Below are 13,552 nucleotides of genomic sequence, written 5' to 3'. Positions count from 1 at the left end.
ACGATACAGATGATAGATAGCATATTGCACCATCACCTGATGTACAGCATCAATTTATATCGGGTAATAACCGTAATTAGAAATCAACACTGGCACGCAAAACAAACTGCCAAGGTTCGCCAACAGCAACGCGTAAATTACCGCCACTTGGTGGGTAATAAGTTTTATCAAAAAAGTTATTCACATTGAGTCGCTATTTCACCCGATAATTATTAATCGGTAATGAATAGGAAATAAAGGTATCAGCCACGGTGTAATCATCTAAAGTAAAACTGTCGGCTGCATCACCAGCACGCCGTCCAACATAGAGTGCTCTCGCCCCCATTCGCAAATCATCACCGCTCAGCCAACCTGTAGACCCCAATGCTTGCGTCAAGCATATGGACGCTCTATTACGCAACACATTGACCATCCAATTACCTTTATTATCAGGATCTTCCGTGACTCTGGCATCAGTATAGACATAAGTGGCAATCGCACTTAAGCTATCCATCAATTGCCCTGTGACATCTAATTCACCCCTACAAACATACTCGGCCCGTGGTGCGGGTGATGGTTTCACCATTCACTAACTCATTGACCATGACATTACGTTTTGCAATATCAAACAATGCCAAAGTCCCCGTTACCCCATTAACTCACTCCACTTTGCTACCCACTTCCCAGGATTGGACTTGCTTCGTTGGCAGCAAATCTATTTGGGGGGCGATAGATGAGTTAGTCTTGAAAGACTCACTGTAACTGCCATATAAAGAGACTTCGGGGGTCAGCTTATAAACTAAGCCAGTACGGGGAACTAATTTGCTGTCAGAACTATCAGTGTTGATGATGAAAAGCTGGCCTTTACCCGCGAACACATCAAAACGATCGTAACGTAAACCTGCCAGTACAATCCATTTATCCGTCAGCTCAATGGAACCTTGCATAAACCAGCTATAACTTTTCAGATTCTCGCGCTAGTCACTGTCTTTAGCACTGACGGCGGTTGAAGGCGGCATCAAGCCGTATACCGGGTGATAGATATCAAAGTCTGAGTTCTTTTTACCGCGAATCATATCGCTATGATATATAAGGTTATCTTCATAATCGAAACCAAAGATCATCTAATGGCCCATCCCCTCAAACCCAGATCGCCATTAAGAGTCATTTGCACTGCCTGGGCTCGGCTAACCGCACTGACCGTTGCGTCCGCTTAACGAGTTAATACCCCGGTAATCGGATTGAGTAATAATGCCCGTTAAAGACTGCGCCTTTAACGAGGCTGGCAAATATAGACTAAAGCTGGCGGGAAATTACGCACCACGCGTATCTTTTTCCAAGTGAAATAGCGGGATAATAAAGGCTCGGAAAGATGGCTGTATTGGAATAAGACCAAAACGCCCTTGTTTGCCCGTAAACGCTGCTGGGCCTGCTGTAATATCCTGATACTTATCTTGGTCGGGATTGATAACAGTGGCAGACAGCAAAACACCACATCGTAATCTTGATCCAATTGTTCGGCGGATCGAAAAGCGACCTGCAAACGTGGGTCATTAATCTGATGCAATGAATGTACAAAATGTGGCTGAATCTCGTAAGCCTGCAAGCGGGAGCTTTCTGACATGTGCGACAAAATTCGTTTTGTGAGCACCCCATCAGCTGCCCCTAGCTCAGCTATATTAAGGCTTTTTTTCCAATCTACCTGGTTCAGCATCGCCTGACATAACCAAGGCGAAGAAGGTGCCAATGTCCCCACCGTGCGGGGTGAAGCAATAAAACGCTGTAAATAAGAAAACTGACTTTTAAAATTACGCCGGACAGTGTTTAGCATGGCCACTCCTCGGAAACCCGGATGGACTACAATAACACCTTATTTTCATTAAGTTCTCATTAAGATTGCTCTAATAGTTAACTATTTTCTGCATATTTTTAGAAGAAATTTATCTTTATGAATACCCGCAGCGCTGAAACAATCAAGCCCGATAAAACAATGAATTACCATTGTTACATCGGGCTTATAATCAATACCAATACTGTATCTAACTATTTCATTAATTTTCACTTATGGTGAAAGATTAACGGTAAATCTCAGCGCTGGCACTGTAATTACTCGAGTCACCTGGGTTACTAATACCAATGACTCGGTAGTGGCTGGCGCCATCTGCATCCGCTTTCGCATTCAGTGCCGACTCCACATCCGTCGGTGAACCACTGATATTAGAAAGAGAAATAACCCCCATGCTTTGCAATTTAGTCGCTTGTGCTGGGCTAACTTCTTGTGCAGCCATAGTGGCGAATGAGGCGGTAGCAATAAGTGCAGCGGCGATGATAGGTAATAGTTTCATAATATGCTCCAACTAACGGGTGATATATAATGTCTTTGTGAGGTTAATTATGAGCGAACCAATGCAAGGGGACGTAATGCTATGTAAAGAACATCAATCATTGTGAGGAGAATAAGGAGGAAATAAATTAATCTATGTCGCACGGAAAAATAAAGAGGAATAACCAAGTGTGGGCGTCGATATAATATACCGCCGCCCAATTTTTGATATATTTAGCTACATTTTGCAACAATCATCATAATATCGCTGGTAAATGAACCATCTGCTTGAATCTCATAATGGTTAATTACGCTATCAGAGGCTAGTTTTTGTAACTCGCTGATTGCAGTAGAAAAATGTTCTGGTGTGCGCATTCTGGCAATCCAACTGCTGAACTCCAAATATAACCGATCGGAAGTCACTTCATTAATGGTCAGTCCGGCCTCGGTAAACAGTGCCAGCCATTCTCCCGGCGCATAATTACGGACATGCGAGGTATCGCGTAACACCTCCACCGTTTGTAGATAAATATCTAACACTGGATGACCGGGGGAAACTACGTCCATAAAAATAACTTTGCCACCGGGCCGTAATACCCGCTTAACTTCGCGCAAAGCCTGGCCGACATCATGCCAATGATGGGCTGAATAGCGGCTGATGACAACATCAAAGCTCTGATCATCAAAAGACAAGGATTCAGCCAGCCCTTGTTTTACCTCAATATTGGTCAGTTTTTTATCCACCGCAGCTTGGCTGACGACAGTTAACATTTGTGCGGAGAGATCATAAGAGACCACAGATTTCACCACGGCCGCAGCGGCGAAACTGGCATGCCCGGCACCACAGCCGAGATCAAGCAGATGGGCATCACCGTGGGGTTGCAGTAGGGTCGCCAGGCGCTGTAAATCTTTACCCTGAGCATGCACTGCACTGGTCAAATAAGCATTTGCCTGATCACCAAACTGCCTTTCAACCGCATCTTTATGGCTATTTTGTGTTGTCATAACATTCCCACTGATGATTTATTTTATATATTTTACTATCTGAAAAGCGTTACTCTGTGTTTTCCGAATTAAATTTACTCGGCCTAAGACTGAATAATCACAATAGCGCGTTTCATTAGGAAAAACATCATGGTCACACTCAGAGCAATGCGCACTGACGAACTCTGCAACTATCGGAATTTATTTATTGCCGAGTATGCACAAGATTTATCATCCAACAGCGGTTATAGCGCCGAACAGGCCGTGGCTCATGCTACACACCTCTTTGATAGCTACCTACCAGACGGTGTTAATAGCTCTGGCGATCATTTGTTTTGTCTCGATAATAAAAGTGACACTGAACTCGATGAACAACTGGTGGGCTATTTGTGGTTTGGTTTGGGGGTAAATGATAGCGCAGCCTTTATTAAAGATTTCTATGTGCTGCCACAGTATCAGCGCCAAGGTTATGGCTCGGCCTGTTTACAGGAATTGGAAAAACTGCTGGTTGCCCAAGGTATATTTGAAATAAAACTGCGTGTCGCGGCAGATAACCCACAGGCGAAAAGATTATATGAGCAAATGGCATTTGTAGTGACGGGATTTAATATGTCTAAATCGCTGAAATAGGATGAACAATTCATCAGGCATTGCGCCTGCTGTTCTCTGACCAATCAGTCTATACCCTAAAAATTACACCATTTTGTCATTGCCCATCTGTTGCAGTTGATCCTTGTAAGATTTTACTTTCTGGCGTTTTTTCATCCAGATTGAGAATGACACCACAAAAATCCCACCCGCTAAGGTTAACACACCCAATTCATGCTGATAAAACAGCATAATAATGAAATAGATAGCAGAGATAATTGCTACCCATTTAGCCGAATGACCAATCGAGCTTTTTTCATCAGTCAAACGGCGGATACTCTCTTCTTCGCTGATCCCCATACTTAATCCTCCTTATTATTCTACTTATAATATTGGGGCAATCGCATGATAATTCAACATATTTTTTAGTTTTTATTTTGTTAAGTTGAGATAGCGCTGATTGACTCGTTGGCTGAATCAGTCGTGTCTATCTCGACTCAGTGAATAACCGCTACAAAACGATAATCAGTTCGTATTCCCCCCCATCCAACGCGACCCGCAATCCATCGAGCTGATAGGAGAGAGGAGAACCATTCAATGTCGCTGAACTGATCCCTTGGCAGCGCTGCGCCGGACTTTCAACACGGATAGCATAGCGCGTATTCGCAAGATTGATGGTCGCTTCGAACCCCGGCCAACTAGCTGGAATACAAGGATTAATCACCAACTCTTGCCCTTCGCGTCGGATACCCAGAATGCCCTCAATACCCGCACGATGCATCCAACCCGCTGAGCCAGTATACCACGTCCAACCACCACGCCCGACATGCGGCGCGACAGAATAGACATCAGCGGCCACCACATAAGGCTCTACTTTATAACGTGCAATCCTCTCTGGAGTATCTCCATGATTTATAGGATTAAGTAAGGCAAACAAATCACGCGCTTTATCCCCTTTTCCCAACTCGGCAAAAGCAAGAATCACCCACATTGCAGCATGGCTATATTGCCCGCCATTTTCACGCAATCCTGGCGGATAACCTTTGATATAGCCGGGGTCATCCGGCGTTTTATCGAAAGGAGGAGTGAACAACAACGCCATCCCATCATCTGGGCGAATGAGATGCTGCTCCAGCGAGGCCATCGCCTGCACCGCCCGCTGGGGATCCGCCGCTCCAGATAACACCGCCCATGATTGAGCGATAGAATCTATGCGACACTCTTCGCACTCTTTGGAACCCAACCAACTGCCGTTATCAAAAGTGGCACGCCGATACCAATCGCCGTCCCATGCTTCCCGTTCCAATGCCGCAATTAAGCCGGTGAGATGGTGCTGCCACTGGCTGGCCCGCAGCGGATCACGCTCTTGCGCCAACGGAATAAACATTTTCAGTGTCGCCACCAGCAGCCAACCGAGCCAAACACTTTCGCCTTTTCCCTCTTCACCAACCCGGTTCATCCCATCATTCCAGTCGCCGGTTCCCATCAATGGCAAACCCAGCTCACCAGTCAGTTCAATGCATTGATCCAGCCCTTTAGCGCAGTGTTCAAACAGAGAGGCAGTTTCTTGCGCCACTAATGGCTGGAAGAAAGCATCGTGTTCGCCCGGATGCAATATCGGCCCTTCGAGGAAAGGCACGATTTCATCTAATACCGCAGCATCACCGCTGGCAAGTATATAAGTGGCGGTCGCATAAGAGAGCCAAACCCGATCATCAGAGATTCGGGTGCGCACCCCCTGCCCTGAATGCGGCAGCCACCAATGCTGAACATCGCCCTCAATGAATTGCCGCCCGGCAGCCCGTAGCAGATGGTGGCGAGTTGTCTCCGGCAGAGCAAAGGTGAGCGCCATGCCATCTTGTAGCTGATCACGGAAGCCATAAGCGCCACTGGCCTGATAAAACGCCGACCTTGCCCAAACTCGGCAGGCCAATGTTTGATACAGCAGCCAACCATTGAGCATGATATCCATTTGCCTGTCCGGCGTTTTCACCTGAACCGCTTCCAATACCGTGCGCCAGTAATCCGTGACTTCCGTCAGCACCGCATCCAGATTTGCGGCGCGGTAGCGCGTAATCAATGTCTGTGCATCGCTCACTGAGTCGCACTGGCCGATAAACCAAACCACTTCAACCTGCTCACCGGCGGCCAGTTCAAGTGTCTGCTGTAGCGCACTGCATGGGTCAAACCCCGCGCCTGTCGCACCTGATAGCGGTATTTTTGCCAACAATGAAAGCGGCGCGGCGCTATTGCCATAATGGCCGAGGAACTCGCTGCGGTCAGCCGTCCAGCTATTTTGCTGACCATTAAGGTCAGCAAAAGAAACTCTGCCGGGGAATGCGGTGCTCCATGGATTACGCGCCAACATCGCGCCGGTCGATTCATCCATCTCGGTGATGATAAATGGCCCGGAGGCACCGCGCGACGTCGCTAATACCCACTCGGCGTAAGCCGTGACTGAGATACGCCGTGGTTTATCCGACATATTATGCAATGTCAGCCGAGATATCTTGATGGGGTCTGCCAGCGGCACATATTGCAGCAGCGCCATACCAATGCCATTGGCCTGATGCTCAAACCGGCTGTAGCCATGGCCATGGCGAGCAATGTAAGTGCCGCCATCACGGATGGGCTGCGCCGTCGGACTCCACACTAGGCCGGAATCTTCATCACGCAAATACAGGCATTCACCGGACGAATCGATGACCGGATCATTCAGCCACGGCGTTATCTGGTTTTCCCGGCTATTTTCGGCCCAGGTATAGCCACTGCCGGTAGCGGAAACTTGGAAGCCAAAGGTTTGATTTGAAATAACATTGATCCAAGGCGCTGGGGTATTTTCCCCATCATTGAGGTAAGTGACATATTCCCGCCCCTGTTGGCCAAAACCGCCCAGCCCATTGAAAAACTCCAGATTGTCTGGCTGCGGTAATAATGTTTTCGCTAACGGCAATGGAGAATTTGCTGGCGAATTGGCCGATTTAATCAGAGAGAAACCTGTTTTTTTATCTTTTTCAATCAATCGGTTATCAGATAAGGATGTTTTTTTGTCTGATACGAATAGCTTTTTATCTGATGCAAATCGCTTTTTATTGGACGGCAGCACTTTTTTATCGAGAGCGAACAATAGATGATTCAGTTGATTGCCCAAGGTGCCATAACGAGCGGACAGCACCACTCGCGCAACCGAATATAATAACGCGCGCGTTTCTGCACTCATCAAATCAGCCCGCAAAGCATATGCCGACCCCTGGCGCAGTTCATCACCAAAACGAGGGCGCGATTGGCTGCTACGCACCGCGGTTTCAATCGCAATTTGCAAATCCTGCACATAAGAAGAGGCCCGCTCATTGATGATAACTAAATCAACAGCCAAGCGTTTCATGCGCCAGTATTCGTGCGCGCGCAGTAATTGCCGCACTTGCTCAATGTCCTCAATGTCTTCAATACGCAGCAAAACGATGGGTAAATCGCCGGAGATTGATTGCGCCCATAACATTGACTGGACCCCCGCCCCGCGCATGATAGTCGTGGACGGCGAGCGGAAACGAGCATCGGCATACAGAATCGGCGCAGCCAATTGCTGAAAATCGGCCGCTTCTTCCGCTTTGATGTCCAGATGGCGCAATTGTACCTGAGCCTGAGTCCAGGCCAGTGTTTTCGCCCGGTCATAGGCGCTGCGGTCACGGTGTCGATCCACACTGTCCAGCAGCGCTTCTTTCGATGATGCAATTAATGTCCAGAAGGAGACGGTGACAGTCTTACCGGCGGGAACCAATAAGCTTTGGCGCAATGAGAATATCGGGTCAAGCACCGTCCCCAGGGTATTCGACAGTGACTCCCCCACTTGTATCGCTGTTGAGGTCGCCACCCGGTTACCGCGGCCAATAAATTTCGCGCGGTCGGTTTCATATTGCAATACTGACACTGGCAAACCATCGGCTACCATGAAATGTGCCGCCCAGACCTGAGGTTCCTGCGCCGTGCGAGGCCGCCGCGTCGCAATTAATGCCCCCAGCTCCGGTAAGAATTCAGTGACCACAAACATTTTGGCGAATGCCGGATGGGCATTGTCGGCTGCCGCCGCAGTGAGCACCATTTCAGCATAAGAAGTCAGTTCAATCTCCCGCGCACGGCGGCCCGTGTTCAGCAATGAAACTCGGCGAACTTCACCATCGTCTTCACTGGAGATCAGCACATTCATGGTGCTGGTGAGTGTGCCGTCGCGGCAGATAAACTCAGCATGATCTTCACCAAAGATGACCTCGCGATGCGCATTATCACTGGCGGCTAATTGCGCCCCTGCCGACCAACTGCGGCCACTGCGCAAATCACGCAGGAAAATAAAGGAACCGTAATCATCACAGGTGGCATCCTCCCGCCAGCGGGTGACCGCGACATCCAACCAACGGCTATAGCCAGCACCGGCGGTGGTCAACATCACGGCATAACGGCCATTGGATAACAAATGAGTAATAGGCGGCCCGATAACGGGTGCCCCTATAACAGATGAATGAAAGCGGCGCATGGTGGGCAACGCGTTATCTGCCACGGCGGAAAGCAAGACTTCCTCGGTACGCGGGTAAGCAATGGCCACATTGCGCGGCATACGTTCTTGAAGCAATAATTCACAAGCTTGAATCATCGGCTCACGATGGAAGCGGTTGCGCATCCGCCCCTGCTGGACAGTATTGGCGATAGCCACAATGGTCATCCCCTGATGGTGTGCCATATAGTTGCGGACAATCGCCACCGGCTGATTTTCCGGCAATCGGGAGCGCGTAAAATCGAGTGCTTCATAAAAACCATAGCGCCCCAGCGCCCCCATCTTGGCCAGCCGCTCATAATTTTGCAGTGCGCCATGGGGGTCAATCATGGTTGCCAAGCCGGTCGCATAAGGCGCGATGACGGTGTTTTCTGATAAGCCGCGTTTTAGCCCCAACCCCGGTACGCCAAAGTTAGAATATTGATAGGTAAACTCGATATCGCGCGCATTGTATGCCGACTCAGAGATCCCCCATGGAATATTCAAACTGCGCCCATAAGCCTGTTGCCGCTCCACCACTAACTGATTGGTTTGATCCAATAAACTCCCCGCCGGCGCTCGCATCACCAATGATGGCATCAAATACTCGAACATCGAACCAGACCATGAAATCAGCGCGGCCCCTTTGCCGATGGGGGTTGCCGCTCGCCCTAAACGGAACCAATGCCGGGTAGGCACATCGCCTTTGGCGATAGCAAACAAGCTGGCGAGCCGAGCTTCAGATGCCAGCAAATCGTAGCAACTTGGATCAAGGCTGTTATCCACCAGCGAGTAGCCGATAGACAGTAATTTGCGTTCAGGATCAAGCAGGAAAGCAAAGTCCATCGCCAACGCCATATGACGGGCTTCGGCCGCTAACTTTAGCAACCGGTCAGCGACCTGTTCCTGCATCTCTTGGGTCAATCGCTGGTCATATTCATGTTCAGCGGCGGCCACAATCAGTGTTTCAATCCAATAACTTAAATCAATAAATGCATTGTCATCGATTGGACGAGCAACGCCATGCACCATCGCGGAGGCTTTCGCCAACAAAGGTTTCAATGTCAGCGGCAGCATTTCCGCTTCACCAACATGTTTTAAATCCATGCGGATTTGCGCCAGAATCGCCCAGAGTTTGCGTTTAAAATCATCATCTCCCGGCGGTAACTCTCTGAATGCGGCTTTCGCTAATAACAGATTATCCATCAACCCCTTAGCACCGTTAGCTGCTAGCGGTTCTGCCGCCCACTCTTCACAAGTATTGGCCAATACAATCAAATGCCCAGCCAGATTCCCACTGTCGACGGAAGAAACATAAGCCGGTTCCAGCACCCGCAAATCCTGGGTGTCATACCAGTTAAAGAAATGCCCACGGAAAAGAACCAATTTATGAAATGTGTCAAAGGTGGTTTCCAGCCGCACCAACGTGCGGTACGTCCCTGCCCAACCAAAATCACGCGCCACCAGGGTCGAGAGCAAATACAGGCCCATGTTAGTCGGCGATGTTCGGTGTGCCACCACCGGTTTTGGATCCTCCTGAAAGTTATCAGGCGGCAGCATATTTTCGTCGGGTGTGACAAAGGTTTCAAAGAAACGCCAGGTGCGGCGGGCGGTTAAACGCAACTCAAGAATATCGTCCGCGGTTATCGGGTTATGCTGCACCACCTGATAGGTGCGGCTGGCCCACAATGCAATCGCGGGTGCAAACAACCAAAGTACCGCAAAGGGCAAAATCAACGGCCAAGCATTTGGGGAGGAAATGAATGCAATGACGGACATCACCATACCGAATAATGCACCACCAGCCATATGCCGATAAAAACCGGATAAACCGGGGCGCGGCTGCCCTGCGGATTGGGCCGCCGTCATCCATTCCAATAAGTTTCGATGAGTAATAAACAAGCGAATCAGTGTTCGACCAATAGCATCCGCCATTTGCCAGGCATGGTCGGCCAAAAAGACCAGCGAAAGGAATGTTTGGCTAGCGGCGCGTTTGGTATCGTCGAATAAAGAGCGAAAATGGTTACTAAGCCGAGTATTTGGGGCCGGCCACAAGGAGCATAAAATCGGCAAAAAAGCGGGTAAAGCGGTCAATACGATGACCAACAGCACGCCGACCCACGCCGCGGGCATCGGTAGCATCCAACTGATCCCCAGCAACAGCAATGTGAAGGGCGCAACCAGCGAACGCCGCAGGTTATCAACCATTTTCCAGCGGCCCAACAGCGGAACACTTTTGCTGTCGGGGCTATGTTTGGTATTAGCGGGTGTGGTATTAGCGGATTTGATAATAGATGACTTGATAATCCATGGCAGTAATTGCCAATCGCCCCGCGTCCAGCGATGTTGGCGTTTGCTGACCACGTCATAGCGTGCCGGAGATTCCTCAACCACTTCAATATCCGAGGCTAAGCCCGCCCGGGCAAAAATCCCCTCAAACAAGTCATGACTGAGCAAAGTATTATCCGGCACCCGGCCCAGCAATGACGCTTCAAATGCATCAACATCATAAATACCTTTGCCGGTGTAAGAGCCTTCACCAAAGATATCCTGATAAACATCTGAAACCGCGGCGGCATAAGGATCCATCCCCCCCGGGCCGGAAAAAACCCATTGATACAATGAGCTACCCTTACCCATCGGCAATGCCAATGTCACTCGAGGCTGGAGAATACCGTAGCCATCAACCACCCGTTGTTGATCAGCACTAAAACGCGGCCGATTCAGCGGATGTGCCATTTTGCCAATCAAACGCAGTGCCGCATCGCGAGGAAGGCGGGTATCGGCATCCAGCGTAATGACATAGCGCACATCCGCGGGCACCTGTGGCTCACCGGCGGCGGTAGCAATAAATGAAGTATCTGTTGCTCCGCGTAACAGGCGGTTAAGCTCATGCAACTTACCCCGCTTGCGCTCCCAGCCCATCCAGCGATTTTCGCTTTCATTAAATATTCGCTGCCGGTAGAGCAGCAGGAAACGCGGGCCAGCCGGGCCGGGGCCATATTGTTGATTAAGCCGGGCAATAGCTTCATTAGCCAAAGCCAAGAGCGGGCCATCACTCGCGACCACCTGAGTATCTGCATCCACCCCATCCAGCAATAGGGCAAAAGTAAGAGAGCCGGTCGTGCCCGACAAATGATGAACTTCTAGTTGGTCAATTTGCTCCAGTAAATCTGCCTTACTGGTCAGCAATGTCGGCACCACCACCAAGGTACGCAACTCATCGGGTACGCCGTTGGTCAATTCCAACCCCGGCAAAATAGTGGCACCGAAGCTCCAGGTAATAACGCGATTTATCAGCACAGTCGCCACTTCAGTGGCCGGAATAAAGCCAACGAAGGCCAATAACACCAGCCATCCGGTAGCCAAACCGGGGAAAGAGAGCGCCCACAGCGCCAATGCCAGTAATCCAGCCGTGACCAGTAAAATCGCCCCCATATAGCCGCCAACCCCGAGGTGGATGCTCAAGCGGCTAAACCACAATCGTATTGATGGGCTGAATCTGACCTGCTCTTCCAATTCACGCCGCCCAGCACTAATCAAGTGATAACCGGGATCGCGGCAGCGGTCGACGTTTTCAGGTTCTGCCGTAGCGGCGGCATTCTGCGCTGCTTGCAAAGCAAGGCGGGCAATCTCCAGTTCAGTGAAAGTCGAACCACGGCATAATTGTTCGATAGCACTGCGGTACAGATTGCGGGTTTGAAAATCCATGCTAGCAAAGGCGCTTCCCTGCCGTAAGCATTCGTCTACCAGACTGACACTCTCAAACAAATCAGCCCAATCAATATCCGAAATCAGCCGCATACTGGTTATCACATTTCGGACTGAAACGTTGGAAGCCCCTTGCCGTAATTGGGCATTCTGCACCACCTCACTGACCGTTACGCCTTGTAATTTCAGGCGATCCTCCAGCCATCCTAACGCGGGGGTGGTACGCGGATCTTGGTCTCTAAGCCGTTTTGCCAACTGAGATGCAAATTGCTCAGATAAAGGCTCCGTGGAGCGCATTGCAATATCGGACTCCAGCGCTAATCGGCTGTCTCCTGTTTTTAATAGCTTATTTGCCAGCACCTCAGCATCTGCACGCGCTTTACGCCCTTGTGTTATTTGATCGGCAAGGCGACGTAAGTTCTCTATCAGCACGATACGCAAAGTGATCGCGACCGCCCATAACTCACCGATGGTCAGCGGTTGAACACGCTGATACGCCATAATAAAACGACATAAAGCATCGGGATCCAAGTGACTGTCAGTGTGCGCCACAAATGCCCAGGTAATCCCCAAAACACGCGGATAACCGGCAAAGGGCCCATCGGCTAATTTCGGCAATTGACGGTAATAACCCGGCGGCAAATCATCGCGAATCTCGCGGATCTGTTCTTCGACCAGATGATAATTATCCAGCAACCACTCTGCCGCAGGGACGACTGTGCGGCCCTTTTCCAACTCTGCGGCACTGGCCCGATACGCCGCCAACAAGGTATTGGCGTTATCATCCAGACGGGCATGCAAAGTAGATACCCGTGGCGGGTGGGTAGTTATCGACTGAGCTTTGGCGAGGCTTTCAGCATGCTGCTCCAGCCTCTCCACACTGAATAATTCTTCCCTAACCGGGGCAAAATCATGCCAAGGAGTGACTGTTGTTCGTGATCCCCACATGGGGCGCTGTCCAAGAATAGTCTTAAGAAATAATTTCATAGGTACCTTCTGGTCCGGTGCTCATACAATCTTATGGCGATCTACATAACAAAAAATCGGGGATAGCTGGATAAAAGCCTATCCAAACGAATTGCTCAGGTGAGCCGCCTGAGCGGTGCGAGCCGCGTGATATTGAGCAGGAAACGCCACTGCAGTAGAATGCTGTCAAAAATGCTGAGTGAAGATGGAAAACAAAAGGCTGACACGTAAAAATGTTCAGTCAAAAAAGAGGTAGGTAAAGACTGACAATACGCATGAAGATGCAAGAGCAATAAAACTGAAAAGTATTAATTATAGCCCAAAGAAAAAAACAGGGATGCGGGTATGAAATGAGGAAGAAAAAACAAACAGTTATAAACATAACCAGAAAGGAAATTGAAATACCTGCTGCCTGCCGACAATAACACAAACAGCGGGTCATCACCCATATATCCGCATACTTCAAGCTACATTTG

6 protein-coding genes and 1 pseudogene are annotated in these 13,552 nt (G+C 49.5%); 1 reads left to right on the top strand and 6 read right to left on the bottom strand.

Features of this window, described 5'->3' with window-relative positions:
* Window positions 1–76: 76 nt before the first annotated feature.
* The 4 genes and pseudogenes from OVO64_RS20505 to OVO64_RS07185 form a co-directional block, all read right to left on the bottom strand.
* Window positions 77–1,237: pseudogene (locus OVO64_RS20505) on the bottom strand (TonB-dependent siderophore receptor); the annotation flags it as partial.
* A 15-nt stretch (window positions 1,238–1,252) separates the two neighbouring features.
* A complete protein-coding gene (locus tag OVO64_RS07195; protein WP_145587502.1) occupies window positions 1,253–1,810 on the bottom strand; it encodes a class I SAM-dependent methyltransferase in 558 nt (185 codons plus the stop codon).
* Between the two features lie 244 nt (window positions 1,811–2,054).
* Complete coding sequence (locus OVO64_RS07190) at window positions 2,055–2,324, bottom strand: DUF1471 domain-containing protein (protein WP_004392288.1); 270 nt, start codon at window positions 2,322–2,324, stop codon at window positions 2,055–2,057.
* Between the two features lie 212 nt (window positions 2,325–2,536).
* A complete protein-coding gene (locus OVO64_RS07185; protein ID WP_145586054.1) occupies window positions 2,537–3,307 on the bottom strand; it encodes a class I SAM-dependent methyltransferase in 771 nt (256 codons plus the stop codon).
* Window positions 3,308–3,436: 129 nt separating this feature from the next.
* Here OVO64_RS07185 and OVO64_RS07180 point away from each other — a divergent pair, with 129 nt between their 5' ends.
* Entirely contained in the window at window positions 3,437–3,916 is a 480-nt protein-coding gene (locus OVO64_RS07180) for a GNAT family N-acetyltransferase (RefSeq protein ID WP_038631428.1), read from the top strand.
* Between the two features lie 63 nt (window positions 3,917–3,979).
* Here OVO64_RS07180 and OVO64_RS07175 read toward each other — a convergent pair whose 3' ends face one another.
* Window positions 3,980–4,234 (bottom strand): hypothetical protein, encoded by a 255-nt coding sequence (locus OVO64_RS07175; protein ID WP_038631426.1) that lies wholly within the window; start codon window positions 4,232–4,234, stop codon window positions 3,980–3,982.
* A gap of 151 nt (window positions 4,235–4,385) precedes the next feature.
* The gene (locus OVO64_RS07170; RefSeq protein ID WP_267248683.1) at window positions 4,386–13,097 is read right to left on the bottom strand and encodes a GH36-type glycosyl hydrolase domain-containing protein; all 8,712 of its coding nucleotides are present in this window, start codon (window positions 13,095–13,097) and stop codon (window positions 4,386–4,388) included.
* Between the last annotated feature and the right edge of the window lie 455 nt (window positions 13,098–13,552).

Origin of the sequence: Yersinia sp. Marseille-Q5920, assembly GCF_946902935.1 — a bacterium.
Lineage (GTDB): Bacteria > Pseudomonadota > Gammaproteobacteria > Enterobacterales > Enterobacteriaceae > Yersinia > Yersinia rochesterensis.
The sequence above is the reverse complement of the archived record's forward strand: the minus strand, read 5'-3'. Positions and strand labels throughout refer to the sequence as shown.

Excerpts from the sequence above, each read along its gene's own strand:
- OVO64_RS07195 (WP_145587502.1), bottom strand. The coding sequence starts at position 1,810 with ATGCTAAACACTGTCCGGCGTAATTTTAAAAGTCAGTTTTCTTATTTA.
- OVO64_RS07180 (WP_038631428.1), top strand. The coding sequence starts at position 3,437 with ATGGTCACACTCAGAGCAATGCGCACTGACGAACTCTGCAACTATCGG.
- OVO64_RS07190 (WP_004392288.1), bottom strand. The coding sequence starts at position 2,324 with ATGAAACTATTACCTATCATCGCCGCTGCACTTATTGCTACCGCCTCA.
- OVO64_RS07170 (WP_267248683.1), bottom strand. The coding sequence starts at position 13,097 with ATGAAATTATTTCTTAAGACTATTCTTGGACAGCGCCCCATGTGGGGA.
- OVO64_RS07185 (WP_145586054.1), bottom strand. The coding sequence starts at position 3,307 with ATGACAACACAAAATAGCCATAAAGATGCGGTTGAAAGGCAGTTTGGT.
- OVO64_RS07175 (WP_038631426.1), bottom strand. The coding sequence starts at position 4,234 with ATGGGGATCAGCGAAGAAGAGAGTATCCGCCGTTTGACTGATGAAAAA.